Raw genomic sequence first — 25,938 nt, 5'->3', positions numbered from 1 at the left:
GCGGCTTTACAAATGAATCCCAGGTTCCTGCCAAACAATATTTCCTTCTACTAGGGTCATCGTCGGCCAGCCTTTTAGCTTCCAGCCACCAAAGGGTGTGTTTCTTCCCTTTGAAGCAAAGTTTTCCGGATCCACTACACGCTCACTGTTCAGATCGATAATTGCCAAATCAGCGATTGCTCCCTCCGCTAACCGCCCCCAGGGCAGTTGAAAGCAGGCTGCAGGGTTTTGAGTCATCTTGTCCACCAGTTCTTTTAAAGTGAGTTTTCCCGTTGCAACAAGGTGAGTGTAAAGGAGAGGAAAAGCCGTTTCTAAACCAACAATGCCAAAGGGGGATTTCACCATTCCTTGTGCTTTCTCCTCTGTAGTATGAGGGGCATGATCCGTAGCGATAAAATCAATCGTTCCATCCTTTAATGCTTCCAGTAAAACTTCTTGATCCTTCCTCCGTCGCAACGGGGGATTCATTTTAAACCGTGTATCCATACCCGGTATATCTTCTTCGCATAAAAGAAGGTGGTGTGGAGTCACTTCTCCCGTCACCCATTGTCCGCGGGATTTTGCTTCTCGAAGCAAGCGTACCGATGCTTCGGCACTCATATGACAGATATGATAATGAACGCCGGTATCCTCTGCTAATAAGATGTCCCGTCCAACATGGATCGCTTCGGACTCCCCGGGAATACCAGGCAGATTGTGTTCCTTTGCAAATTGTCCCTCATGAACACATGCACCCTCGACGAGTAAATCTTCCTCTTCACAATGGGCAATAACTGCAACGTACACTTCCGCTGCCTGACGCATTGCTGCTTTCATCATGCGTGGACTTTGCACCCCCACACCATCATCGGATACTGCGAAGGCTCCCGCTTCTTTCAGTGCTGCCATATCCGTCAACTCGTTACCATTTGACGCTTTTGTAATCGCCGCGATGGGAAGGACCCGAACGCCACAGCCTTCTTGATCATTGGTATCCAAGATGCGACGTACACCTTCCACACAATCTGTGATCGGATTCGTGTTGGGCATACATGCTACCGTTGTATACCCTCCCTTCGCTGCGGATCGTGTCCCTGTGGCAATCGTTTCTTTTGCCTCAAACCCTGGTTCCCGCAGATGGATATGCAAATCAATCAGCCCTGGAATGATTAACTTCTCCTCCACAACGATCACGGTTTCTCCTGCTTCCGCTAGTTGTTTGCCAATTTCTACAACCTTTCCCTGATGGATACGTATATCCGCAGGGATTAACTCCCCGTCTTCTCCAATGATCTGCCCCTTTGTTAATAGTAAGTTTTCCATCATCATCATCCTCTCCCCAAAAGTGCTCGTTCCAAGACAGCCATCCGAATCCAAACCCCATTCTCCATCTGTTTAAAAATCTTTGAGCGGGGATGTTCGACCAACTCACTCGCAATCTCTACATCCCGATTAACCGGAGCTGGATGCATGATGATTCCATGGGTAGGCATCTGTTCCATGCGTTCCCGCGTCAATCCATAAGCTGTGCGGTAAGCATCGGCTGAGGTAAATAAATTCTCTTCATGCCGCTCCAACTGTACCCGCAGCATCATAACGGCATCCGCTTGTTTTATTGCCTCATCAAAGGGAAGATAAATTGCGTTCTCTTCCATGGATAAATCCCTCATCGACTCTGGTCCGCTTAAAATGACCCGAGCACCAAAGGTGCGTAGTGCCCACAGATTGGAACGGGCCACACGACTGTGGCGGAGATCTCCGGCAATCACAACGGTAAGCCCAGCTAAGCGACCAAAATGTTGTTGCAGGGTGTAAAGATCAAGTAATGCTTGCGTTGGGTGACCTCCATGCCCTTCACCTGCGTTAATCAACGAAACACCTGTATCAATCTCCGCCATCGATGCCAATCGTCCAACGCCCTGGTGTCGAACCACGACCACCTCAACTCCGATAGCAGCTAAGGTTTTTAACGTATCCTCCATTGTTTCCCCTTTTACCGTACTGGAGCGTTCACCATCTAAATGTAGGGTTTCCATTCCTAATTTTTTCTCTGCCACTTCAAAGGAAATTCGTGTACGCGTGCTTGGTTCAAAGAAGAGATTTGCTACAAATCGCCCCGGAAACGCTCGTTGCCATCTCTCAGGATGTGTCCGCCAAAACTCAGCGCGTTCAAAAAGTTCCTCCATCTCCTGTTTGGACAATTGGTCTGTATCGATCAAATGACTACGTTCCGTCAAGGTTGAAATCATTTGCTTCGCTCCTCTCTTCTGCTTTAAAAACTCCTCCCGTGTGATGGAAGGAGTTTTGTTTGGACAACCTCCCATTGACATCGATGACAAAGTCACAGGGATGATTGCTCCGCACCTTCCTCAGCCTCACAGGACTCGATTTAAAGGTTGCTTTCTAGCATGTATTAAGCCACATGGGAAATGGATGGTTGCCGATTTTTCGAATGGTTGGGAAGCACAAGGTTCAGTAAGATCCCCACGACGGTGGCCAATGCCATTCCTTCTAATTCAAGGTGAACATCGGATAATTTCAATACGGCCCCCCCAATTCCAATCACTAAAATCACGGATGCGATCACCAAGTTCCGTTTATTATTGAAGTCGATGCGGTGATCCACTAACATCCGCAGGCCCGCCGTTGCAATGATGCCAAAGAGAAGGATGGAAACTCCCCCCATCACAGGCGCTGGGATGGTCCCAATGAGAGCCGAGAGTTTACCGACGAAGGAAAAGGCGATGGCCAAGAAGGCCGCACCCCCGACTACCCAGACACTAAAGATCCGTGAGATTGCCATGACCCCAATGTTCTCCCCATAGGTCGTTGTAGGAGGACCTCCAAGAAGGGAGGAGATCATTACAGCCACTCCATCTCCCAACAGCGATCGATGTAGTCCAGGATCCTTCACTAAATCTCGATTCATCATGGTACTGGTCACCATCAAATGACCAATATGTTCAGCTAATACCACCAGCGTAACGGGTACGATCATCCAAGCAGCAGACCAGGAGATTTTTGGTGAGGTGAAATTGGGAACGGTCAACCAAGCAGCCTCCTTTACCGGTGTAAGATCGACCATTCCCAATGTGAGTGCGATAACATAACCCCCTATAATACCTAATAAGATGGGGATAAGCTGGAGAAAGCCCCTAAGAAATAGGCTTGCGATGATCGCAATCGCTAATGTAGCGAGAGCCACTCCAAAGGTTTTCATCGAATACACCTTGACTGTTACCGTCCCTTGATCCGGATCGATTTGATCGACTTTGCCCGGCAACGCTTGAAATTCCTTCACCGTATTTGGCATGGGTAAGGTTACCTGTTTTTTACTGGCCATATCCACAGCCGTTCCTGCTAAAGCAAGTCCGATGACAATAATGACCGAACCGATCACAATCGGTGGCAATAGTTTATCCAACCAGCCTGAGCCCATCCGACTCACCATCAGTGCTACAACTCCATATACCAAACCGACGAGAAAGCATCCAAACAACGCTTCCTCTTTCCCTTGCGTCTGTGAAACCGTGATAATCGGTACAATAAAAGCGAAAGAGGAACCAAGGTAGGCGGGTACCTTCCCCTGTGTAATAATGAGATAGGCAATGGTTCCTACCCCACTACTCATCAAGGTGACCGCTGGAGAAAGTCCCGTCAAAATTGGCACAAGGATCGTTGCACCGAACATGGCAAACAAATGTTGCAAGCTAAGCGCGAGCCATTTTCCAATCGGTGGTTTCTCATGAACATCCAACACCATTTTTTCTTTCAATGCTAGAAACCTCCTCGTATAAAAAAATCTCTCTGCCCTAATCGGCAGAGAGATGCACTTTCCCACGGTACACCAAAAGAACCATGGACAAGCATAGCATCCTCCCTTGCCGACCTCACGGGATCGTCCTTAAAGGGGGAATCGTATCCAATTATTTACGGATCATTACTTGATCCTGGAGGTCAATTTCCGCGACCGTGACTGTCACCACTTCACTTTGCGAGGTAGGAACATTCTTCCCGATATAATCAGGTCGAATGGGTAGCTCCCGATGACCACGGTCGACTAGAACTGCTAATTGAATCATTTTGGGACGACCTTGATCAATGAGTGCATCCATCGCTGCCCGTACCGTCCGTCCTGTAAATAGCACATCATCCACCAGAACGACGGTTTTTCCATGAATGGAGACAGGAAGATCTGAATCTCTTACCTCCGGTTGTTCGGTCTTCTCTGTTAAATCATCACGGTAGAGGGTGATATCCAGCTCGCCAACAGGTACTTGCTGCCCTTCAATCTGATGAATTCGTTCAGCCAAACGCTTTGCAAGATAAATGCCTCGGGTTCGAATTCCCACAAGCACCGTTTCCGATACTCCCTTATTTCGCTCAATAATCTCATGTGCAATACGCGTTAATGCCCGTCGAATGGCCGCTTCGTCCAAAATCGTCTTCATCTCCAGCTTCATCACTCCTCCCCATCAAAAAAATGCGCTTTTTTGCCCATGGTTGACAAAAAAAGCGCATAGCTATCCGTTCTTTCGCACCTTTGTCAGTCTCACGGGACTGAATTAAAAGGACCTATTCAGTTAGTGCTAGTATGACAAATCCCTTAATGAATGTCAATCATGGATTAACGAAGTCGAGCAAGGCATGCTTCGATATCCTTGGGTGTCTTCGAAACAAAGCGCATCTTCTCCCCTGTACGTGGATGAAAAAAGCCTAGCACCTTCGCATGAAGCGCCTGCCCTTCGATGGGCCATTTTTTTACCTGGGTGCTATACACAGGATCACCTACGACAGGGTGACCGATGTACTTCATATGTACACGAATTTGATGAGTGCGTCCTGTCTCTAAGCGACAGCGTACCCATGTTGCTGTCCCGAATCGTTCGATCACTTCAAAATGCGTAACCGCTGATTTCCCCTTTTTCGGATCCACCGCCATCCGTTGGCGATGCTTAGGATCACGTCCAATGGCTGCATCGACGGTTCCATGATCATGAGGGACGTTCCCATTGACCAATGTTTCGTATACCCGCTCAACCGTATGTTCCTTTAACTGTTCAGCCAGAGACCAATGGGCAGCATCATTCTTGGCTGCCATAATTAAGCCGGAGGTATCTTTATCAATGCGATGTACGATGCCAGGACGAATAACTCCGCCTATACCTGATAAATCCTTACAATGATAGAGCAGAGCGTTCACCATGGTCCCGGAATAATTCCCGGGTGCTGGATGAACCACCATTCCCCTTTGCTTATTGACTACGATGACATCTTCATCTTCATAAACGATATCCAGCGGGATTGCCTCTGGCTCAATATGATGTTCTTCTACTGGAGGAACCGCTACCTCAACATGGTCCCCCGCTGCCAACCGGTAGTTGCTTTTAACAGGATTCCCATTCACTTGGACACGTTGTTCTTTTATCCAGGATTGAACCGACATCCTGGACCAATCATCTTCCCGGTGAGCCAAGAATTTATCAATCCGTTCGCCTGCTTCTAATTCATTTACTTGAAAAGCATGATGAGTTTCTGTATCATTCACTGACAATCCCCCGCTTTTCGGAGGAATTATTGTCTGACTCGTCCGTTTCGGTTTGACGCAAGGTCACGATCACCATCAGTCCAACACCAATACAGATCGCCGCATCGGCGATATTAAAGATTGCAAAATTAATATAGCGGAAATCGAGGAAGTCCACCACTTCACTAAAACGAATGCGATCCACAAGGTTACCAATCGCCCCACCAAGAATGCATGCTAAGGACCAAGAGAGCAATGGCTGACTTTTTCCGATCCGCACAAGATAGAAAACGATAGCGGTCAAAACAATGAGGGTAACGACAATAAACAGCCAACGTTGATCTTGTAAAATACCAAAAGCCGCACCACGGTTACGGTGAGAGGTAATGTGAAATACCCCTTGCCATAATGGAATCGACTCATATAAATGCATCTTTTTCATGACCAGCCATTTTGTGGACTGATCCAGTAGCAAGATGGCAATTGCAAATAAATAATAACGCAACAATGCTTCCCCCTGTCTTTCCGATCTAACATCACTTATCTTCACCGTTTTCACGGGTTTCACCATACTTATTCCAGGCTCTCATTGTAGCATAGCCCAGTAAGAGCAACAACTTGAAAAGGAGAGCAAGTATGCTCTCCCGCTAATGAATTCAACGGATGGAAAGAAGGATCACTGATTATTTTGCTCCCACTCTTCTTTACCTTGATCTGTTGCATCATCATTCATACTGACTCCCTCAATGGGTCGACCATCCACTCCCGCTACTGCCAACTTCTCTACTTCTTCGACAAAACCGATTCGCTCCTCATGATCCTCGGTCAATTCGTTGTAATCCTCTCCGTCCCGGAAATAATCCGGTGGGTTTGAAGTACCATAACGTTCCACAGCCTGCCAAGCATCCTCCCCATCAAAACCAGGATCATCTTGCTGATCATGAAATGTTCGTGCAAAGGGACGCTCAAGCACTTTTTCTTCTGCTGGACGTCGGTTGGATATATCCTTATCCCGTTGATGATCAATGCAGTAAGAGGTTTCAGGTACGGCTTCTAAGCGTTCATATGGAATTTCTTTTCCACACACCACACAGGATCCATAATGATGCGCTTCCATACGAAGAAGTGCCATTTCCACTTCCTCTAATTGTTCTTCATCGTCTTCATTGAGGGCGAGATCTTTCCCTCGCTCAAACAACTCGGTTCCAATATCTGCAGGATGGTTATCATAACCCGATAACTCCCCAATGGCGTTATTCATACCTTCTTCCATGCCATAATGATGATTGTCAGACAGTTTTTTTTGCAGGCGTTCCTTCTCACCTTCTAGATGCCTTTTAAGTCCAGACAGTTGTTCCTCATTCAACATCACCATACACTCCTTTCCCCCACTTAGGAATCCCTGTTAGTCTTCCACAATCCACAAAATCAACCCATTCGAATCCTTTTCGAGAATCGATGAGCCGTGTTCACTGTGATATCCTGATAGGAGATGAAAGGAACGTGACGCGATGATGGAGAAAGAGGATAGCTTCTACTCCCAAGTCAATTATCGGGTATTTGTTGTCAATGGATGGACAGGGGTTCTATTTATCGTAATTGATCGCCTTGTCCTCCCCCAAAGTGCTCCATTTCTTAACCATATTGGGATGATCATGATGGGTATTTCTGCGCTTGCTTTGTCCGCTTTTCTCCTACATCGACACCGATAAAAAAACTCCGTAACCATTTGTGATGGCTACGGAGTTTTTATTGACAATATCTATTCAGGTTAGTACTTACTCTACGTCGGCATAATGCTTGGCGACCGTGTCTGCACAACGATCACATAGTTCCGGGTAATCTTTACTTTCACCGACTGTTGAACTAATCACCCAGCACCGTTGACACTTTTCGCCAGCGGCTGGTTTTACTTGAACCTGTAATTCTTCCTCGGTTTCGCCTTGGTTTACGTGTACCTGAGAGACGATAAATAGCTCGGTTAGGCTACCTTGGATACTATGGAGCAATTGGAAGTTCGATGGAGACGGATATAACTCAAGGGCAGCGCCAAGGGAATTTCCGATCACTTTCTTGGCTCGTGCTTCTTCCAATGCTTTGAGTACGATATCACGTAAAACCGTCAACCGATCCCATTTCTCTTCTAATCCAACATCCAATACGGATGGTTCCACTTGAGGAAAGTCTGTCAACTGAATACTTTCATCGGCTGTACCAGGAACAAATTTCCATACCTCCTCTGTTGTATGAGGAAGGATTGGATTAGACAGAACGACTAATGTCTTTAGGATCTCTGCCATTACCGTCTGAGAAGAACGCCGTTTTGCATCATTGGCTGGCAACGTATAGAGACGATCTTTTAGGACATCCAAATAGAACTGACTCAAGAATACAGTGCAGAAGTAATGAATTTGATAATACACCGCATGGAAATCATAGGATTCATATCCAGCAGTCACCTTCTCAATCAGCCGCTGTAGTTGAATGAGCGCATAGCGATCGATTTCATCCAACTCTGCTACAGCAACAGCGTGCTCTCCCGGTACAAAGTCAGCCAAATTTCCAAGTAGGAAGCGAAGGGTATTACGGACTTTACGGTAAACCTCTGCGATCTGTTTTAAAATATCTTCGGAGACACGAACATCCGCTTGATAATCGGTAGAGGAAACCCAAAGGCGTAAAATATCGGCTCCGTAGTTCTTCATCACTTTCAATGGATCAATTGTGTTCCCCAGGGATTTTGACATTTTCTTCCCTTCTCCATCCAAGGTAAATCCATGGGAGAGAACTTGACGATAGGGAGCTTGATCCTTCGTTGCTACCGAGGTAGTTAAAGAAGAGTTAAACCAACCCCGATACTGATCAGACCCTTCCAGATAAAGATCGGCCGGCCAAGATGTTTCCTCTCGTGCTTCAAGAACCGCTGCATGACTGGAACCCGAATCAAACCAAACATCCATAATATCCGTCTCTTTACGGAAGGTCTCGTTACCACATTGATGACAACAGGCACCCTCTGGCAATAATTCTTGAACCTCTCGAGAAAACCACACCGAGGAACCTTCTTGACCAAATCGATCCGCAATGAACTCGATGGATTCATCCGTGATATAAGGTTCACTACACGTGTTGCAATAGAAGATCGGCAGGGGTACACCCCAAACACGTTGTCGCGAAATGCACCAGTCTTTACGGTCTTCCACCATGTTGCCTAGACGCGTCTCTCCCCAAGCAGGAGTCCATTTAACTTCCTTAATTGCATGTAACATCGCATCGCGGAAACCATCAATCGAAGCAAACCATTGCTCTGTTGCTCGGAAAATGACTGGTTTTTTGGTCCGCCAATCATGGGGGTATTGGTGGGTGATAAAGACCAGTTTTAATAAATGACCCGATTCCTTCAGTTTCTCAGTAACTACCTTATTGGCATCATCATAAAACAATCCTTCAAAACCAGGTGCTTCATGGGTCAACTTCCCTTTTTCATCAACCGGACAAAGCACGTCCAATCCATATTTCTTACCGAGTTCAAAGTCTTCTACCCCATGTCCTGGTGCTGTGTGAACACAGCCAGTACCCGCATCCAAGGAGACATGGTCGCCCAGTAAAATAGGACTTTCCCGATCATAGAAGGGATGCTGGCATTGAATCCCTTCTAATTCTTCTCCACGGAAAGTGGCTCCCTTGTTGTAACCCTCGATCCCGATTAATTGCATCACGTGATCCGCTAATTCCTCCGCCACTAGGAATTTACGCCCATCCGTTGTGGAAACCACGACATACGTAAACTCCGCTCCGAGGGCAATACCCAGGTTCGCAGGAAGCGTCCAGGGTGTGGTCGTCCAGATAATGACTGCCACATCTTCGGATAGTTTCCCTTTGCCATCTTTCACATCAAAAGCGACGTATATCGAGGGAGAGCGCTTATCCTGATATTCAATTTCAGCATCAGCCAATGCGGATTCAGAGGAAGGGGACCAGTAGATGGATCGATACCCCCGATATACATGACCTCGTTTGGCCATCTCCCCAAATAAACGAATCTGCTCTGCTTCATATTCTGGCTTTAATGTGATGTAAGGATGATCCCAGTCACCCCGTACACCGAGACGCTTAAATTGCTCTTTTTGCTTTTCTACAAAGGAAAGGGCATAGTCTTCACAAATCTTACGAAAAGCGACGGGGTCCATTTTCTTTCGATCCACTTTTTTCTTGCTCGTGACTGCTTGCTCAATGGGCAATCCATGGGTATCCCATCCAGGAATATAAGGCGCATCATAGCCTTGCAATGACTTATACCGGACGATAAAGTCTTTCAGTATTTTATTTAACGCATGACCGATGTGGATATCTCCATTGGCATAAGGCGGTCCATCATGCAAAATAAATTTGGGTTTACCTGCTCGCTTTTTCGCCACTTGACCATAAATATCGGTCTCATCCCACCATGCTTGCATCTCTGGTTCGCGATTGGGTAGATTTCCTCTCATCGGAAACGCTGTTTCCGGCAAGTTTAAAGTCTTTTTGTAATCCAACATCCTCACTCCTTCAGAAATAAAAAAACTTCTCCATCCCCTTAGGGACGAGAAGTTACCCGCGGTACCACCCTACTAACATCTGAATACAACCACCGTTGCTTCAGACTCGCTCATGCATTCGTAACGTGAATGAGTTCGGCCCACCCTACATAAACTGTTCTTCTTCGTTCAGGGGGCAGCTCCTAGGTGATCTTCAGCAAGGATGATGGACCAGGCTTTCACCAACCCTGGCTCGCTCAACCATCCTACTCCTTACCTACTCTCCTAGTCATCGCTCGATATGAGAAAACCCTGCGGAGGATCCACAGGGTTTTCTTTATAACCCAATCGATCATTTTACAAATAATACTAAAGAAATAACCCCTATGTCAAGCTTGATTTTACAATGACATAAAGGGCTATTCATCAGCCTTAAAACATGGCTTTCCGTTTCATCTTCCGGGAAGTTCTACGCAGATCACGGCGAGGCTCGTCCTCTTCATCCATATAAGAAGACTCCGAGTAGCCATTATCTTCGCTCCCCATCGTTGGATTGAACTCTTGGGAGTTAAAATCCTGGGCACTGTATTCCTGAGTATTAAATTGATCCCCTGAATCTAAACTCATCGGCTCAGGACCCGGTTGTGCATATTGATCCAATTGCTGTCCAGCTTCCTCTAGACCATCTTCCAATTCCTCAAGGGATTCCCAATCAGAGTTCTCTAGGATATCCATATGGGATTGAACCAACGTGCGGAAACGCGCACGATAAATGGTTGCTTTTTGTTTGAGGTCAAGCAATTCACTATGGACTGCACGAGCTTTTTGCAACGCTTCATTAATAATCCGATCCGCGTTCTTCTCAGCTTCTTGTACAATCAGTTCTGCTTCTTTCTTTGCATTCAACCGTACCTCTTCTGCTACTTCTTGAGCAACACGGATCGATTTATGGATACTTTGCTCCATAGACGATAGTGATGCAGGAGAAGGCGCAGCCGGATAAGCAGGCTCAGGTGCTTGATAACGAGGCTGTGGCTGCTGCGGCTGTTGTTGAGGGGGCGCAGGAGGTTGTGGACGGGTCTCCTGCATTGGAGCCATTTGTTGATCCATTGCTTGCTCCAATTCCTGTTGCAATTCCTCGACTTGTTGCTCCAATTGTTTTTTCTCACGAGTGAGAAACTCGAAGTCTTTGATGATTTCGTCGAGGAAGTCGTTTACTTCATCTACATCATAGCCGCGAAAAGACTTAGTAAATTCTTTGTTGTGTATATCCAAAGGACTAAGCGGCATATCGACACCTCCTCTAGATTTGGGCTCGCCATTTTCTATTCTACAATGGTAGCAGAATTCCCTCCACATGACCAGCTATTTGTCCAGAACTGGCATGATCATGGCGAAAAATCACGGTTTATCAACGTCTCACTTACTTATACCTGGTGAGCGATACCAACAAACGCCCTTTTTTGGATCGGCCCTGAATTTCTCCTACTTTTGCTCTACCAGCCCCTCGTAAAGAAAGGATATCCCCCTCTTTTACTGGTTCTGCTGGATTTTCAGAGGTTTTCCAATTGATTTGACATCGGCCATTCTTGATTAGTGTTACTACTTTCGACCTAGTTATCCGAAAAGCATCGGATGCGACTGCGTCCAAACGAAGGGAAGCAACAGAAATCGACATGTTTATCGTTTCTTGAATGGGAGCAGTTATCTGATTACGGTCTATCTCATGAATACGTACTGTGGATTTTCCCACACGAGATAACTGCAGTCGGATATAGTCTGCCATATCCCTATCAACAATCATCTGACACCCTTCTCGGTGGGAAAGAAGGTCACCTACTTTATCCCGTTTCATCCCTAATCCTAACAAAGAACCTAACACATCCGGATGTTTTAGTTCCCCCGCAGTCGCAAGGGAACTTACCATCAAAAAGGCGAGCTCAAAATCCTCCTCATCGATATATTGAGGAGCAATCCGAGCCCGACACCTTTCCGCTTCTGCATATCCTCCATCGAAGGTGACACTTAAATCCTGTGATCGGCGCACTAGCATATCAAGGATTTGTTGCTCACGTGGGTTTAAAAAAGGGGTTAATACGGATTCATACCTTGACTCCGCCCTTGCAATCCAATCCAATGATCGTTCGACCTGCATCTTTTCATCGACCCGAAAATGATGAAAAAGATCCTCATTCTTTGACATTACAGATTCCTCAAGATCAAATCGACAATAAAATAAACACCCTGTTCAACAAACTGGAGGGCAAAAAACGCAACAATGGGCGAAATATCAATCATTCCAATTGGCGGGATAAAGCGGCGAAATATTGAAAGATATGGCTCAGCCAGCCAACCAACCAATGCCCCAACTCCAGAATCACGCAGTTGAGGGATCCAGGACATTAATACATAAATGACCAAGATCACCGTGTAAATATTAAACAACAATTGGATTAAGGTAAAGATGTTCATGGGGTCACCTCAGTATATCGTTTGCTTCATCTGGAAATATAGTAGAAATTGTTCCCTGAATATCTACATTCGCAGGTGTACAAAAGAAAATGTGGGTTCCTAACTTTTGAATGTTGCCGCCCAGAGCATAAACCGTTCCACTTAAAAAGTCAACAATCCGAACAGCTTGGTCCTTAGGCACCCGCTGTAAATTGACTACAGTGGGTCGATGATTTTTTAAATTATCCGCGATTTCTTGAGCATCTTCGTACATTCGCGGTTCCGCGAGTACCACACGAACATTTTTTTGAGAGTGTAACGAGACCACGTTTTTTCGGTTTCTACTTAATGGAGGAGGCTCAATATCTGGAGCTTCCCCCTCTTCATACTCTTCGTCTTCGTTAATTCCAAAGAACCCCATCACTCGATCCTTGAAATTCAAAACGGCCGCCTCCTTCAGCGCCGTGCTATTTTCCTCCACCCACCAGCACAGAACCTAAACGAATAAAGGTAGCACCTTCTTCAATTGCTACATGATAATCCCGAGACATTCCCATGGATAAATGGGGGAGTTGAAGCTTGTCCGATTGTAGTTTCTTTTGAAGAGCTTTCAGGTGTTGGAAAATAGGACGCACTTCCTCCGGATTCTCTACATAAGGGGCCATGGTCATCAGACCCGCTAATTGAATCCCTGGTAATTGGGCCACTTCCTCTACAAAATCAGGCAGCTCTTGGGGTGATAAGCCAAACTTACTCTCTTCTCTGGAAATATTCACTTGTATGAAGCAACGCATTTTCTCATCAATCTCTACACAACGCTTGGACAATTCTTTTGCAAGAGAAAAACGGTCGAGGGAATGAAGATAAGAAAACTTACCGACAATCGCTTTCACTTTATTTCGCTGTAGATGCCCAATGAAATGCCACACCCCACGTTCGCCAAGCGCTTCCCATTTGGGTACAGCATCTTGAACACGACTCTCCCCTATATGCAGAAGCCCTGCATCTAATGCTTCACATGTTCGCTCTTCGTTCACGTATTTTGTCACAGCGACCACATTTACTTCACTTGGTTTACGCCTTACGTGGTGACACGCTGTATTAATTTCATGCTGAACACTTCGCCATGAAGTAGCAATGGCTTCATCCAATCGACTCATCCTTTCGTCTCCCAATATAGGCAACCATACGACCGGTGTGACCCTGATCTCGCCGATGGGAGTGAAAGTGAGTAGGATGACAACTGGTACACCACTTGCTAACCATAATGTGTTCTTCTAACACACCACTATGCAGAAGGATTTGTCGATTCGCCTCTTTAAGGTCAAGGCGAAATTTTCCGTCCCCTGTTGCTTGGAGTACCGCTCCATCTGCATCAGGTAACGCTTGCAGCATGGGAATCGTGACATGTTCATCCACTTCATAGCAACATGATCCAATTGACGGGGCGATGGCAATCCTTAACTTTTGCCGGTCAGCTCCTCGATCATGAAAAGCTTTCACCATATTGGGACCAATTCCCCCCACGGTCCCACGCCAACCAGCATGAGCGACTCCCATCCATCCCGTATCCGGACTATAAAACAAAAGGGGTACACAGTCTGCGTAAAAGGAAGTAAGGAGTACATCATCTGCCATGGTAATCAAACCATCTGTAGCAGGAATAGCAGACGATGCACCATATAGGCCTCTACCACGTTCTTCTGTCGTTACTTCCTGGATTTGCGTTCCATGAACTTGTTCCCCACAGGTCCAAAAGGGCAAGGGAATACCAAGGGATTCCATCAACATCTTACGGTTATCTAGAACTTTTGTTGGATCATTACCAATATGCATCGCATAATTACAATGGTTTGGATCTTGTATGGATTCGCTGTCTCGTGCGCTGATCCCTGCTCTTAGCCTTGGAAACTCCTGTTCCCAAGGGAGAAGAGAAAAGCGCGGGACAGATGAATGCTGGCTAAGTTGAAACGGTTCCATTCCTCTCTCCTCCCTCCTATCATATATTACCACAGGCATAGAAGGAGACAAAGGTGTTTATCCTCACCGTGGGGACTCTGAAGGCGAAGTAAGAAGCGGTCTAGATTCCCGTGATCGATCGGCATCTTCCATGTAACTTGCGCTCGTTTCCAAACGAACCAGAATCACATCGTTTCCAATCTTCACAATGCGGTTCCATGGGATCACCGTTTCTTTCCCACCCGTAACCAACCCAAAAAAGCGACTTTCACTGGGTACGACCAACGCTTTGATCTGACCCTCTCGTAGATCTAACTCTAGATCGTGAATTTGCCCAAGTTTTTTTCCATCACTAATATTGACCACGTCTTTTTCTTGAAGCTCGGATATTTTTATCATGGGCACCCACCCTGCTTTTCCTTTTTCTACCCAGTATATGTACTCGCCTTGAAAATTGTCCTCCTTCCCTTGTTTACAAAAAAAGAAAGCCCACACTAATAAGTATGGACATCAGGAAGTGAAGCGCCCCCATAGTCAAATATCGACCGTTCTACGAGGGAAGCTTCCACTCATTTTTCACAAACCAACTGATCACTGAATAAACTTATTCATCTGTTGAATTGCCGCCTTTTCCAGACGAGAAACCTGGGCTTGAGAGATGCCGATATCGTCTGCTACTTCCATCTGGGTCTTTCCTTCGAAAAACCGCATGGATAAGATCATTTTTTCACGGTCATTCAACTTCCCCATAGCTTCGCGCAGAGCGATTTCTTCAACCCAATGTAAATCCTTATCCCGATCATCTGAAAGTTGATCCATCACAAAAATCGGATCGCCACCATCTTGATAAATCGGTTCAAACAATGAAACGGGATCTTGAATCGCATCCAATGCAAACACAACTTCTTCCTTTGAAACGTTGAGGACTTCTGATATTTCCACAATGGTGGGCTCTCGAGAATGCCGATACGTTAGGGAATCTCGCACTTGAAGCGCTTTATAAGCGATATCGCGTAAGGAACGAGATACACGAATCGGATTATTATCACGCAAGTAGCGACGAATTTCCCCGATAATCATGGGGACAGCATAGGTGGAGAACTTTACATTTTGCCCAAGGTCGAAGTTATCTATGGCTTTCATCAAACCAATGCAACCCACCTGGAAAAGGTCGTCCACATTTTCACCACGATTATTAAAGCGCTGAATGACACTCAATACCAAACGTAAGTTGCCATTCACCAGCTTCTCCCTTGCTGAGAGATCACCATCTCCCTGCAAAGTACGAAATAGCGCTCGCATTTCTTCATTTTTGAGCACGGGGAGCTTAGATGTGTCCACTCCGCAGATTTCCACTTTGTTTCGCGCCATGGATTCCCCTCCTACTCAAAGCTACTGTTAAGTATCTCCTTAGGAGGAAAATTTATAATCGCAAAAAACGAAAGTGATGGAGGAAAAGTTGACTGAAAGACCTCCCTCTCAACAAAATAAAAGCCCCGAAGGGCTTCCAAATTCTCTACATTGTGACTGACAAGGACTCCCTCCACCCCTCTAAACCATCTTGTTAAATTCTTTTCGTAAGCGTTTAATGATCCGTTTTTCCAATCGGGAAATATAGGACTGTGATATTCCCAACATATCAGCAACATCCTTTTGGGTTTTTTCTTCTCCACCATTCAACCCAAATCGTAGCTCCATGATTTTTCGCTCGCGCTCAGACAGTCGCATTAATGCTACTCGTAAGATTTTTCGATCTACCTGCTCTTCAATATTGCGGCAAATAATATCATTTTCGGTACCCATCACATCGGATAACAAAAGTTCGTTCCCATCCCAATCCATATTCAGTGGTTCATCAAAGGAAACCTCTGAGCGAATTTTATTGTTTCGACGCAAAAACATTAAGATCTCATTCTCAATACACCGGGATGCATAGGTTGCTAATTTGATTTTTTTAGAAGGATCAAAAGTATTAACCGCTTTGATCAGTCCAATTGTCCCAATCGAAACTAAATCTTCAATATTTATCCCCGTGTTTTCAAACTTACGTGCGATATAAACGACCAACCGCAGATTCCGTTCGATGAGCATGGCACGCACTGCGGTGTCACCACTGGGCAAGCGGTCCAGAAGGTGTTCTTCCTCCTCCCGATTGAGTGGTGGCGGAAGCGCCTCACTCCCACCGATATAATAAATCTCTTCTCCTTTTAATCCGATCTGCATAAGGATACGATACCAAAAGAGTTGCATCGTCAACTTCCATTTGATCATCATATTCTCCTATGACCTCCCCATCTTGTGTAATCTTATCCTGCCACCGACATACATGAAGGATGAAGAATTGCTTGATAGGTTCCGTCGGAGGAAAGACGTCCTGTGTCCAAACCAACCAAGACCTTGCCTGTTTCTCGCCACTTGCCTTGTTGAAACACTTCCAATTTATCAGGTTTTAGAGCAACCAAGATATCTCCGTCACTCGCAGCTCCACGAAAGGGGACAAGACGTATTCGAGTCATCCACTCTCCTGGCATTTCTTTTCCTAATCCATCCCAATTCCCTTTTCTCACAGCATCCACTAGCCCCACAGGAAGCACTCGCCCCCACTCTTCCACGTCAACAAGAATGACAGGGGTTCGTGTAATGGGATCTCGCAATTGATTCCCTGTATCAATTAACCCCATAAATTCAAGCTTAACTTCCCCCCACTCCACTCTGACTTTCGCTAAATGATTGTTCACCATTTGTCGATCCGCTAGGGAACGGAAAGAAATGCGAGCATAGAGCCAAACAATTGGAAACGCCGCAAGAACAAATACCCATGAAATAGGTGACCCCCATCCAGAAGAAAGCGAGAAAATCGAGCCACCTCCTGCATGAACCCCACTCCCTAAAAAATAATGAAGCGCGAACATTCCACCACCGGTCACAAAGGAAATTAGATAAAAGGTTCCTAAACTCCGTAGATAAGCCACCGTCGAATGAAATCCAACAGCAATCCAGACCATCAACATGGAAAATAGCAGTTTGCCATAGAACGTATAGGAGAACGTGAGGGGCTGCCATAATTGAAATACTGCATAACCCGCTCCCAATGTCGCTGCACAGAAAATTCGAAGAAGCGATGGGCGTTGGCGCCGGATGGCTGTCATCAACCAGAGAAGCAAAAAGTCAATACATAGGTTGAGTAGAAAAACCACATCGGCATAGACAACCATATCTGGTTCCCTTTCCCTTTAGAGGTGTCATCAGTATACCTAATCCTTATTTCAATGTCTGTCTAAACTTGCTGGATAGAGGTCATTTTTTTTGTCGATTTATCACAAGACGCGTACTCTTCTGCGCTAGATGGGGCTAAATGCCCTTGAACACGCCTCTGGAAATTCGCCTCATTTCGGATGTCCACAAAAAAAGAAACCCTCCAGTAATCATCTGGAAGGTTTCTTTCTCTCATTACTTCTTACGCCGGTGACGTAGAAAGGTGGGAATATCTAAACTGTCTTCCCCTTCATATTTAGGTCCGACAATGTCCACAATTTGTTGTTTCTTTTTTTGTTGTTGCATGTTTTCAGTACTATTTGTCTTACCAAAATCAGGCTTTTTTATGGCTGCTTTTTCTTGCTCTTTGTGATCAAAGCCTGTTGCAATCACCGTTACAAGGATTTCATCCTTTAACTCCTCATTAATGACTGCGCCAAAAATCATGTTTACTTCAGGGTCAGAAGCCGATGCTACAATATCCGCAGCTTCGTTCACCTCATACAAGGATAGGTTGGTTCCCCCTGTAATATTCATCAATACCCCACGTGCACCATCGATCGAGGTTTCGAGCAACGGGCTACAAATGGCTTTTTTAGCAGCTTCCGTCGCGCGTGATTCACCGGTTGCCATTCCAATCCCCATTAAAGCGGATCCGCGTTCTGTCATGATCGTTTTCACATCAGCAAAATCAAGGTTGATCAATCCAGGTACGGCAATCAAATCAGAAATCCCTTGAACCCCTTGCCGAAGCACATTATCCGCTTCACGGAATGCCTCCAGCATCGGCGTATTCTTATCCACAATTTCTAGCAATCGATCATTAGGAATTACAATCAGCGTATCAACCTTATCTTTCAAAGCTGCAATCCCCTCATCTGCTTGCAAGGAGCGCTTCCGGCCTTCGAAGGTAAAGGGACGTGTAACGACCCCAACGGTTAGCGCACCTGCTTCCCGGGCAATTTCAGCAATTTCAGGTGCCGCTCCTGTTCCTGTACCCCCACCCATTCCGGCGGTGACAAAGACCATATCAGAGCCTTTAAGTACGTTTTCGATGCTTTCACGGCTTTCCTCTGCCGCTTTTTTACCAACGTTGGGGTTTGCGCCCGCACCGAGACCCCGGGTCAGTTTCTCACCAATCTGTAATTTGATCGGTGCAAGAGACCTGTTTAGCGCCTGGGCATCTGTATTGGCTGCGATGAATTCAACGCCCTGCACCCCGCTGTCAATCATTCGGTTAACGGCGTTGCTTCCGCCACCACCTACACCGATGACCTTGATTTGGGCGATTTGTTCCACTTCCATATCAAACTCCAACATCGATAGTCCCTCCAATATCAATCAAACTTTCCTCACCTTTTTTAAATGAATTCATTTAAGAACCAATTTTTCATTCGTTCAAGTGGTGAGGGGCCACGTTTGTTTTTTTGTGGGGAGCGGCCTTGTCCATCAGGCTCAGCTAACCTGAGCATCCACCGTTTCTGGATATAGTGAATCATACCCACCCCGCTGGTGAATGACGGATCTTGTACACCGATATATCCTGGGGATACAATTCGAACCGCCTCTCCCAGCTGTGACTGGGCGGCTCCGAGAATATGTGGAATCGACATGACACCACCCGTAAGTACATAACCACCAGGTAATCCCGTTTCATAACCCATGGATTCAACCTCTGCCCGGATTAACTGAAAAATTTCCTCCACCCGAGGCTCAATAATCATCGCCATTTCTTCCTGATTCACGCTACTCTCCTGATTGCTACCAATGGCAGGAACAGAGAATACCACATCTTTTGAGGATTCCTCTACCAAAGCAACCCCATATTTTCGCTTCACCTTCTCGGCAACTTCACTCTGCGTCCGAAGGCCAATGGCAATATCATTGGTAATAAAGTCGCCACCGATCGGAAGCACTGCTGTCGAAACCAGATGACCTTGTTCAAAAATGGCAAGAGAGGTAGCACCCCCGCCAATATCCGCCAAAACAACACCCATGTTTTTTTCATCCGAAGACAAACAAATTTCACTAGCAGCCAGTGGGAGTAAAAGAATCCCTGCCACTGAAAGGGAAGCCTTCTCCACACAACGTAAGACATTATGGATAATGGTCTTTGATCCTGTGACAATGATCGCTTCCACTTCAAGTCGTACTCCGACCATTCCATATGGATCATGAATACCCGTGAGTCCGTCAACAATAAACTGTTTGGGAACGACTTCAATCACAGCTCGCTCTGGGGGAAGGGCAACAACCTTTGCCGCTTGCATAACCCGATCAATATCCGGTTGTCCAATTTCACGATTATCACTGGATACAGCAACAACGCCATGGCTTGATTGTAGAGAGACATGATTTCCAGAAACACCAACAAACACTTTAGAAATATCTATACCAACCATCTGCTCGGCGTGATCGACCGCTTCACGAATCGATTGCACCGCCTGGTCAATGTCAATGATGGCCCCTTTCTTCGTCCCCTTGGCAGCCGCCGATCCAACGCCGACGATCTGGGTACTCTCTTTGGTCACCTCGGCGACGATCACACGGACCTTAGAAGTTCCTATATCTAAGCTGACGATAAACTCTCCACTGCTCAAATCCTGGGCACCTCCTTGCCCGAGAATCGGTTCCTTGTGGTGGAAGTGGGTAATTTTTTTGTTGAGGGGAGAAGCGAAGGGAAGATTCCGCTTATACCACAGGTATTCAACATGAAGGGAGTTTTCCCCTTTTTCCCACACAATTTTTTATCTATATCGGATTCAACTCCGCTTCAGTCTGTTTTGTTTCCCGTCCCAGGAGTAAATTTGGTACTTCCCAACAGATTCAGCGTGCCTGGAGAACGGTTGCGAAAAATGGGATAAACCGTGATTCTTCTAGCAAAATCCTCCATACGAAGACGAATAACATGCCCTTGTCGCGTATACACTTTCATCCCAGTAGGGTATGTATGATCAGGATCTAGGCGAATCTCTGATATATCACTCACTATTTTTTTCGGCACCTTTGCTAGTTGTCTTACAAAGGAATCCGTCAGCTCGTTCTTAGACCACCCTCGAAGAAGGGGGCGATCCACAGCTCCATCCCATGGGCGATCAAATAAAACCTCACCCTTACTTAACACGGGAACAATCTTCTCCTCATCACTCCAAAAGGCAATTCGATTCTCCTCATCAATGGTTAAACGGATACGGCCGGGAAAAATCCGTTCAGATGTCACTGAGCGGATCTCTCTCATTCTCTCAAGGCGCTCATTGGCTCGCTCTTGATTCCAACCGTAATAGGATCCCCCTTTAGCCACTTGGGCCGTTTTTAGGATCTCTTGATCGGAAACGATTTGATTTCCGATCACCTCTATTTCTTGTATTTCACTTAAAGGCGATTTTAAAAACAAGAGGAGGACAACCCCTGCAAAAAACAATAACAAAAACAGAAGCGCCGCAACCGATACAGGTTTGCGGGATCGTGGCGGACGATAGGGAGGAACCCCTCGGTCCATGACGGCATCTCCTCCAAAAGAGATAAAAATCCTTATCAAGTGGAACCTTCATCTATGTTACCACAAATTTCGTAGATAGACGGAAAATCTTTTCAAAATAATGGACAAAAAAACGGAATAGCGATCCCTTGGTGGGGATCGCTATTCCGTTAACACGATGCTACTTTCCCTGACCAGCGTTGAATTTGACCACCCAGTTGCAAGAGTGTTCGATCGAGGTGATCATACCCTCGATCAATATGGTGGAGACCTAAGACGCGAGTCGTTCCATGGGCTGCTAATCCAGCAATGACTAATGCAGCTCCTGCACGGAGATCTGTCGCTTGAACGGTCGCCCCATGTAAATGGGATACCCCTTCAATTTCCACTGAATTTTTAAGGGGATGGAGCTTCGCTCCCATCCGTACCAGTTCCTTCACATGTTTAAAACGACCGTCAAATATCCGTTCGGAGATGTTACTACTTCCTGCTGTAACACTGAGGAGAGCCATCAACTGCGGTTGCATATCGGTAGGAAACCCAGGGTAAGGACCTGTTACAACATTGCCTACCGCTTTTAATTGACTAGACCCTTTCACCCAAAGGGAATCCCCTTCAAACTTTAAAATTGCCCCTGTGCGCTCCAAAAGTTCAAGGGTTGAACCCATATGATCCATCACCACATGAGTTAACAAGATCTCGCCACCCGTCATCGCAGCAGCAGCGGCTAAGGTACCTGCAACAATACGGTCTGGAATCACTTCATAGGATACAGAATGCAGACGGGGCACACCACGAATCACAACAGTGGGGGTCCCTGCTCCACTCACATCCGCACCCATCCGATTAAGAAAACTTTCTAAATCAGCAATTTCAGGCTCTCGAGCGGCATTTCGAATCACCGTTATGCCTTCTGCACGCACAGCAGCCATCATAATATTCTCCGTCGCACCAACACTCGGCAAGTCAAGATGAATATCCGCACCTCTTAACTTGGTTGCTGTGCAACGGATAAAACCGTCCCCCTCTTCGATTTTTGCGCCGAGTAGGGAAAGCCCTTTTAGGTGCAGGTCGATGGGGCGAGCACCGATCGCGCAACCACCCGGAGGAGTAATAATTACTTCATGAAGGCGAGATAACATTGGCCCCATCAAAAAAATCGAAGACCGCATCTGTCGCATTAATGACTCGGGAATCCGAGAGGTTTTAATTGTAGAGGTTTCCAGCTTAATGTTGTTTCCGTCCCATCTCATCCTCACACCGAGCGCTTTTAGAATCCTGCCCATCACATCGATATCAGAAAGGTGGGGAACATCCCGAATCTCATGGATCCCTTCAACTAAAAGTGTCGCTGCCAGGATGGGAAGAGCCGAGTTTTTAGCTCCTTGAACACGAACGGTACCATACAGAGGTTTTCCGCCTTTGATGACATACTGCTCCAATGTTCCACCTCCGTCTACCCCTCGCCCACCACCCGAACTTCCGGTTCCAATGTAACACCGTATTTGTCTTCAATGGTTCTGATGATGTGCTGAATCAGGGCGAGAACATCGTTGGCTGTCGCTTGCCCGCGATTGATGATGAAATTGGCATGTTGTTCCGAAACTTCAGCGTCACCGATCCGATATCCCTTTAATCCCGCTGCCTCAATCAATCGACCAGAATGATCGCCAGGTGGGTTACGGAATACACTACCCGCACAAGGAAACTGTAGGGGTTGCGTCATTCTCCGTCGGTCTTTAAATTGAGCCATCGTTGTCGCTACAACCTCTCGATCTCCTTCCCGAAGGTTAAACGTAGCTTCGGTCACAATGCCTCTCATCTCTGACTGAAGAATTGACGTTCGGTAACGAAAAGCCATCTCTTCTGCGGTTATACGAACCCAACGGCCATCTTCTAAGAGAACTTCTGCCGACTCTAAAACCTGAGACAGTTCAGATCCATGAGCACCCGCATTCATAAAGACTGCGCCACCCACAGTACCAGGGATCCCCCCTGCAAATTCCAAACCGGTCAATCCGTGTTTGGCTACCATCACCGAAAGCTTAACGAAGGAATAACCCCCCCCAACAACCACTTGCTCACCGACTACCTGCAAGTGGTCAAGGCCCGCACCTAATTTGATAACAGCTCCACGGATCCCACCATCTCGCACTAATAGATTAGAACCACGGCCGATGATGCGCCAGGGGAGATGATGTTCTCGAATGACCATCATCGTCTTCTCCAGTTCCTCTCTACTACGAGGATAGATGAAAAGATCCGCAGGTCCGCCCACCTTCCAGGTGGTATGGTGGGAAAGAGGTTCATCAACCCGTACATCTTCCACACCTAAATCAATTAGTTCCTGGGCGATTGCTTGCACTAGGGGTATCTCCTTTCGCGGACACTTTAGTCCTTCGGTTCCAAGGCGGCATACGATAGCTTATGCCTTTGCCTGTTTTGTGTGACGAATGCCCACATTCCATCGTCAATTCAGCGACGGGTAGCAGACAGCTTTTCCAACTCATCGACGATCACCTCCGCTGCATCGGGCCGACCCAATTTACGGGAAGCTTCACTCATTTGACGATGACGTCCCGGATCATCCATCACTTCTGTGATGGACTCCCAAAGACGTTCCCCGGTTAAATCCTTCTGTAATATCATCCGACCAGCATGATGATCTTCCAACAACCGGGCATTGTGTTCTTGATGATTGTTGGTTACATAGGGTGAAGGAATCAGAACCGCTGGTACTCCAAGGGCAGTTACTTCTGCCAACGTGGTCGCTCCTGCTCGAGAAATGACCATGGATGAAGCAGCCAATACGTCCGGCATATTATAAATAAAGGGTTTTATAATGAGGTTCGGCCATTGATCCGTATCTATCTTAGCAGTTACTTCTTTATAATGCACCTCTCCGGTCACATAAACAAAGTACATAAGTGATGCTTCTGAAAGGTGAGAAAGCATAGACTCTACGGCATCATTAATCGGTTTTGCTCCGCGACTTCCCCCAAAAATTAGTACAATGGGCTTGTCCGAATCAGCTAGCCCAAGGGAAGCCCTTCCTTCTTCCTTATTGGCATGCATAACTTCCGTTCCACGAGGGTTGCCCGTGTGAAGAATTCGTTTTGCTTTGGTAAGATGCTTCTCGGATCCTGTCAAGCTGATCGCTGTCACATCGACATACCGGGAAAGAAAGCGGGTCGTTAAGCCTGGCAATACATCCGGTTCAAGAATTAAGGTAGGGACACCTAATTTTGCTGCCGCATAAAGGGCAGGTCCACTTACATACCCCCCTGTTCCAACAACGACATCAGGACGAAATTGACGGATGTACGCTTTACACTTTTTCACCGCACGAATAAACTTAGCGATTGTCTCCATATTATCCAGGGATAGCTTACGCTTAAATCCTTGAATTTCCACATCAAAAAAAGCAATATCATCCACTTTGGGTACGATGCGAGACTCCAACCCATCAGTTGTCCCAATATAACCCAGCTCAGCTTCGGGGTGACGGCGACGAACCGCATCCGCAATCGCAAGCGCTGGATAAATATGTCCTCCAGTGCCTCCACCGGAAAGCATCACTCTTTTCATCATAATCCCCCCGATTCATTAAAAATTTCTTAACAACATGATCATCCATCGGTATATCGAGATAGATTCAGTAATATTCCAACCGCAACAAGTGTTAACGTTAAGGATGAACCCCCGTAACTCAGAAAAGGCAAGGTAATTCCTGTAACGGGGAACGCTCCGGATACAACACCAATATTGATGACTGCTTGGATTGCAATCATCCCCGTCACCCCTGCGGCAATCAAACTGAAAAACATGTCCGGGAGTGTAATCGCCACTCGTATCCCTCGCCAGATGAGAATCGCAAACAAGATAATCGCTGTTCCCGCACCGATAAAACCCAACTCTTCTGCCAAAATCGAAAAAATAAAATCCGTATGGGGCTCAGGCAAGTAAAGGTGCTTTTGGCGACTCATCCCCAACCCTAATCCCATCAATCCGCCAGGACCGATGGCAAAAAGGGATTGGATGATTTGGTAGCCCGCATTTAATGGATCTTGCCATGGATCGAGAAATGCGGTTATTCGTTTAATTCGATAAGGGGCGGCTAAAACAAGACCCGCAAACCCTGCCATACCAAGCCCCATCAGGGCTGCTAGGTACTTCATCCGAGCGCCTGCTATGTAAATGAGCACAATCGCTGTTCCCATCATGACTGTACCCGTTCCTAAATCCGGTTGCATCATGATCAAGGCAAATGCTGAACCTGCAATTCCTAAAGGATACATCATGCCATATCGTAGCGTTTGAATTTCACCTGCTCGGCGACTTAGGTAACGAGCAAGAAAGAAGATCACCGCGAGTTTTGTAAACTCTGAAGGTTGAATGCTAAAGGCGCCAATGCCTAACCAACTTCGAGCCCCGTTACGTAGAATACCCAAGCCCGGGATGAGTACCATCACCAATAGAATAAAACAGATGATCAGCAATGGTTTTGCCCAAAGACGAAAAAGTTTGGCATCCATTTTTGATACCAAAAACATTAAGAAAACACCCACACCCGCAAATAACAGCTGCCGCTTCGCGTAAAAGAAACTATCTCCAAATTTGTGAAGAGAGTAGGCGGCACTCGCACTATATACCATGACAACTCCAAGTGTAAGGAGCATCATAATCACAATGATAATTATAAAATCAGGCGATCGACGGGTGTGGAGGTCTGGCATAAACGATTCACCTCTTCAGACGAAATGGGCAAGCCT

The 25,938-nt window shown here is 46.4% G+C and carries 26 protein-coding genes and 1 other annotated feature; of the genes, 1 reads left to right on the top strand and 25 read right to left on the bottom strand.

Going from position 1 to position 25,938, the window contains the following annotated elements; all coding sequences use genetic code 11:
* Positions 1-6: 6 nt before the first annotated feature.
* The 7 genes from CHX35_RS04645 to CHX35_RS04615 form a co-directional block, all read right to left on the bottom strand.
* A complete protein-coding gene (locus CHX35_RS04645) occupies positions 7-1,302 on the bottom strand; it encodes a dihydroorotase (RefSeq protein ID WP_091835354.1) in 1,296 nt (431 codons plus the stop codon).
* Between the two features lie 5 nt (positions 1,303-1,307).
* Entirely contained in the window at positions 1,308-2,228 is a 921-nt protein-coding gene (locus tag CHX35_RS04640; RefSeq protein ID WP_091835351.1) for an aspartate carbamoyltransferase catalytic subunit, read from the bottom strand.
* 164 nt (positions 2,229-2,392) lie between these two features.
* The gene (gene uraA, locus CHX35_RS04635; protein WP_091835348.1) at positions 2,393-3,742 is read right to left on the bottom strand and encodes a uracil permease; all 1,350 of its coding nucleotides are present in this window, start codon (positions 3,740-3,742) and stop codon (positions 2,393-2,395) included.
* 163 nt (positions 3,743-3,905) lie between these two features.
* On the bottom strand, positions 3,906-4,436 hold the full coding sequence (gene pyrR / locus CHX35_RS04630) for a bifunctional pyr operon transcriptional regulator/uracil phosphoribosyltransferase PyrR (protein WP_091835345.1): 531 nt from the start codon (positions 4,434-4,436) through the stop codon (positions 3,906-3,908).
* Positions 4,437-4,606: 170 nt separating this feature from the next.
* Entirely contained in the window at positions 4,607-5,527 is a 921-nt protein-coding gene (locus CHX35_RS04625; protein WP_176391888.1) for an RluA family pseudouridine synthase, read from the bottom strand.
* Complete coding sequence (gene lspA / locus CHX35_RS04620; RefSeq protein ID WP_091834667.1) at positions 5,520-6,011, bottom strand: signal peptidase II; 492 nt, start codon at positions 6,009-6,011, stop codon at positions 5,520-5,522. The genes CHX35_RS04625 and lspA overlap by 8 nt, the downstream gene beginning before the upstream one ends.
* 171 nt (positions 6,012-6,182) lie before the next feature.
* Entirely contained in the window at positions 6,183-6,875 is a 693-nt protein-coding gene (locus CHX35_RS04615; RefSeq protein WP_176391887.1) for a TraR/DksA C4-type zinc finger protein, read from the bottom strand.
* A gap of 142 nt (positions 6,876-7,017) precedes the next feature.
* Here CHX35_RS04615 and CHX35_RS04610 point away from each other — a divergent pair, with 142 nt between their 5' ends.
* A complete protein-coding gene (locus tag CHX35_RS04610; protein ID WP_091834661.1) occupies positions 7,018-7,218 on the top strand; it encodes a hypothetical protein in 201 nt (66 codons plus the stop codon).
* Positions 7,219-7,284: 66 nt separating this feature from the next.
* Here CHX35_RS04610 and ileS read toward each other — a convergent pair whose 3' ends face one another.
* The 18 genes from ileS to spoVE form a co-directional block, all read right to left on the bottom strand.
* Complete coding sequence (ileS, locus tag CHX35_RS04605; RefSeq protein WP_091834657.1) at positions 7,285-10,041, bottom strand: isoleucine--tRNA ligase; 2,757 nt, start codon at positions 10,039-10,041, stop codon at positions 7,285-7,287.
* A gap of 40 nt (positions 10,042-10,081) precedes the next feature.
* Positions 10,082-10,325: a binding site (T-box leader), on the bottom strand.
* A gap of 130 nt (positions 10,326-10,455) precedes the next feature.
* The gene (locus CHX35_RS04600) at positions 10,456-11,313 is read right to left on the bottom strand and encodes a DivIVA domain-containing protein (protein WP_091834654.1); all 858 of its coding nucleotides are present in this window, start codon (positions 11,311-11,313) and stop codon (positions 10,456-10,458) included.
* 133 nt (positions 11,314-11,446) lie between these two features.
* The gene (locus CHX35_RS04595; protein WP_091834651.1) at positions 11,447-12,226 is read right to left on the bottom strand and encodes a YlmH family RNA-binding protein; all 780 of its coding nucleotides are present in this window, start codon (positions 12,224-12,226) and stop codon (positions 11,447-11,449) included.
* Positions 12,226-12,495 carry a YggT family protein gene (locus CHX35_RS04590; protein ID WP_091834648.1) on the bottom strand — a complete coding sequence of 90 codons (270 nt, stop codon included), beginning with the start codon at positions 12,493-12,495 and terminating at the stop codon, positions 12,226-12,228. The genes CHX35_RS04595 and CHX35_RS04590 overlap by 1 nt, the downstream gene beginning before the upstream one ends.
* A gap of 4 nt (positions 12,496-12,499) precedes the next feature.
* Entirely contained in the window at positions 12,500-12,916 is a 417-nt protein-coding gene (locus tag CHX35_RS04585) for a cell division protein SepF (protein ID WP_091834646.1), read from the bottom strand.
* A gap of 25 nt (positions 12,917-12,941) precedes the next feature.
* The gene (locus CHX35_RS04580) at positions 12,942-13,634 is read right to left on the bottom strand and encodes a YggS family pyridoxal phosphate-dependent enzyme (protein WP_091834643.1); all 693 of its coding nucleotides are present in this window, start codon (positions 13,632-13,634) and stop codon (positions 12,942-12,944) included.
* Positions 13,618-14,454, bottom strand: a complete 837-nt coding sequence (gene pgeF, locus CHX35_RS04575; protein WP_176391886.1) for a peptidoglycan editing factor PgeF — start codon at positions 14,452-14,454, stop codon at positions 13,618-13,620. Before pgeF ends, CHX35_RS04580 begins: the two co-directional genes overlap by 17 nt.
* A gap of 63 nt (positions 14,455-14,517) precedes the next feature.
* Complete coding sequence (locus CHX35_RS04570; protein WP_091835342.1) at positions 14,518-14,832, bottom strand: YlmC/YmxH family sporulation protein; 315 nt, start codon at positions 14,830-14,832, stop codon at positions 14,518-14,520.
* 192 nt (positions 14,833-15,024) lie between these two features.
* Entirely contained in the window at positions 15,025-15,804 is a 780-nt protein-coding gene (gene sigG / locus CHX35_RS04565; protein ID WP_091834638.1) for an RNA polymerase sporulation sigma factor SigG, read from the bottom strand.
* 180 nt (positions 15,805-15,984) lie between these two features.
* Entirely contained in the window at positions 15,985-16,707 is a 723-nt protein-coding gene (gene sigE / locus CHX35_RS04560) for an RNA polymerase sporulation sigma factor SigE (protein WP_091834634.1), read from the bottom strand.
* Positions 16,708-16,739: 32 nt separating this feature from the next.
* Positions 16,740-17,648 (bottom strand): sigma-E processing peptidase SpoIIGA, encoded by a 909-nt coding sequence (spoIIGA, locus tag CHX35_RS04555; protein WP_091834631.1) that lies wholly within the window; start codon positions 17,646-17,648, stop codon positions 16,740-16,742.
* Positions 17,649-17,883: 235 nt separating this feature from the next.
* Entirely contained in the window at positions 17,884-19,008 is a 1,125-nt protein-coding gene (gene ftsZ, locus CHX35_RS04550) for a cell division protein FtsZ (protein WP_091834628.1), read from the bottom strand.
* A 41-nt stretch (positions 19,009-19,049) separates the two neighbouring features.
* Entirely contained in the window at positions 19,050-20,288 is a 1,239-nt protein-coding gene (gene ftsA, locus CHX35_RS04545) for a cell division protein FtsA (protein WP_091835339.1), read from the bottom strand.
* Between the two features lie 173 nt (positions 20,289-20,461).
* Complete coding sequence (locus CHX35_RS04540) at positions 20,462-21,187, bottom strand: cell division protein FtsQ/DivIB (protein ID WP_091834624.1); 726 nt, start codon at positions 21,185-21,187, stop codon at positions 20,462-20,464.
* A 149-nt stretch (positions 21,188-21,336) separates the two neighbouring features.
* Positions 21,337-22,608, bottom strand: a complete 1,272-nt coding sequence (gene murA / locus CHX35_RS04535; RefSeq protein ID WP_091834621.1) for a UDP-N-acetylglucosamine 1-carboxyvinyltransferase — start codon at positions 22,606-22,608, stop codon at positions 21,337-21,339.
* Positions 22,609-22,622: 14 nt separating this feature from the next.
* On the bottom strand, positions 22,623-23,531 hold the full coding sequence (gene murB, locus CHX35_RS04530) for a UDP-N-acetylmuramate dehydrogenase (protein WP_091834618.1): 909 nt from the start codon (positions 23,529-23,531) through the stop codon (positions 22,623-22,625).
* Positions 23,532-23,641: 110 nt separating this feature from the next.
* The gene (gene murG / locus CHX35_RS04525; RefSeq protein ID WP_091834615.1) at positions 23,642-24,757 is read right to left on the bottom strand and encodes an undecaprenyldiphospho-muramoylpentapeptide beta-N-acetylglucosaminyltransferase; all 1,116 of its coding nucleotides are present in this window, start codon (positions 24,755-24,757) and stop codon (positions 23,642-23,644) included.
* A 38-nt stretch (positions 24,758-24,795) separates the two neighbouring features.
* Complete coding sequence (spoVE, locus tag CHX35_RS04520; RefSeq protein WP_091834612.1) at positions 24,796-25,902, bottom strand: stage V sporulation protein E; 1,107 nt, start codon at positions 25,900-25,902, stop codon at positions 24,796-24,798.
* Between the last annotated feature and the right edge of the window lie 36 nt (positions 25,903-25,938).

It is taken from the genome of Marininema halotolerans (assembly GCF_900116235.1).
In the GTDB taxonomy this organism is placed as follows: Bacteria; Bacillota; Bacilli; order Thermoactinomycetales; family DSM-45169; genus Marininema; species Marininema halotolerans.
This window is presented reverse-complemented; position numbering and strand designations above follow the sequence as displayed.

Bases quoted from the DNA above. Each gene is read 5' to 3' on its own strand.
- CHX35_RS04645 (WP_091835354.1), bottom strand. From the start codon at position 1,302: ATGGAAAACTTACTATTAACAAAGGGGCAGATCATTGGAGAAGACGGG.
- CHX35_RS04640 (WP_091835351.1), bottom strand. From the start codon at position 2,228: ATGATTTCAACCTTGACGGAACGTAGTCATTTGATCGATACAGACCAA.
- uraA (WP_091835348.1), bottom strand. From the start codon at position 3,742: ATGGTGTTGGATGTTCATGAGAAACCACCGATTGGAAAATGGCTCGCG.
- CHX35_RS04615 (WP_176391887.1), bottom strand. From the start codon at position 6,875: ATGTTGAATGAGGAACAACTGTCTGGACTTAAAAGGCATCTAGAAGGT.
- CHX35_RS04610 (WP_091834661.1), top strand. From the start codon at position 7,018: ATGATGGAGAAAGAGGATAGCTTCTACTCCCAAGTCAATTATCGGGTA.
- CHX35_RS04600 (WP_091834654.1), bottom strand. From the start codon at position 11,313: ATGCCGCTTAGTCCTTTGGATATACACAACAAAGAATTTACTAAGTCT.
- CHX35_RS04595 (WP_091834651.1), bottom strand. From the start codon at position 12,226: ATGTCAAAGAATGAGGATCTTTTTCATCATTTTCGGGTCGATGAAAAG.
- CHX35_RS04590 (WP_091834648.1), bottom strand. From the start codon at position 12,495: ATGAACATCTTTACCTTAATCCAATTGTTGTTTAATATTTACACGGTG.
- CHX35_RS04580 (WP_091834643.1), bottom strand. From the start codon at position 13,634: ATGAGTCGATTGGATGAAGCCATTGCTACTTCATGGCGAAGTGTTCAG.
- pgeF (WP_176391886.1), bottom strand. From the start codon at position 14,454: ATGGAACCGTTTCAACTTAGCCAGCATTCATCTGTCCCGCGCTTTTCT.
- CHX35_RS04570 (WP_091835342.1), bottom strand. From the start codon at position 14,832: ATGATAAAAATATCCGAGCTTCAAGAAAAAGACGTGGTCAATATTAGT.
- sigG (WP_091834638.1), bottom strand. From the start codon at position 15,804: ATGGCGCGAAACAAAGTGGAAATCTGCGGAGTGGACACATCTAAGCTC.
- sigE (WP_091834634.1), bottom strand. From the start codon at position 16,707: ATGATGATCAAATGGAAGTTGACGATGCAACTCTTTTGGTATCGTATC.
- spoIIGA (WP_091834631.1), bottom strand. From the start codon at position 17,648: ATGGTTGTCTATGCCGATGTGGTTTTTCTACTCAACCTATGTATTGAC.
- ftsZ (WP_091834628.1), bottom strand. From the start codon at position 19,008: ATGTTGGAGTTTGATATGGAAGTGGAACAAATCGCCCAAATCAAGGTC.
- CHX35_RS04540 (WP_091834624.1), bottom strand. From the start codon at position 21,187: ATGGACCGAGGGGTTCCTCCCTATCGTCCGCCACGATCCCGCAAACCT.
- murG (WP_091834615.1), bottom strand. From the start codon at position 24,757: ATGATGAAAAGAGTGATGCTTTCCGGTGGAGGCACTGGAGGACATATT.
- spoVE (WP_091834612.1), bottom strand. From the start codon at position 25,902: ATGCCAGACCTCCACACCCGTCGATCGCCTGATTTTATAATTATCATT.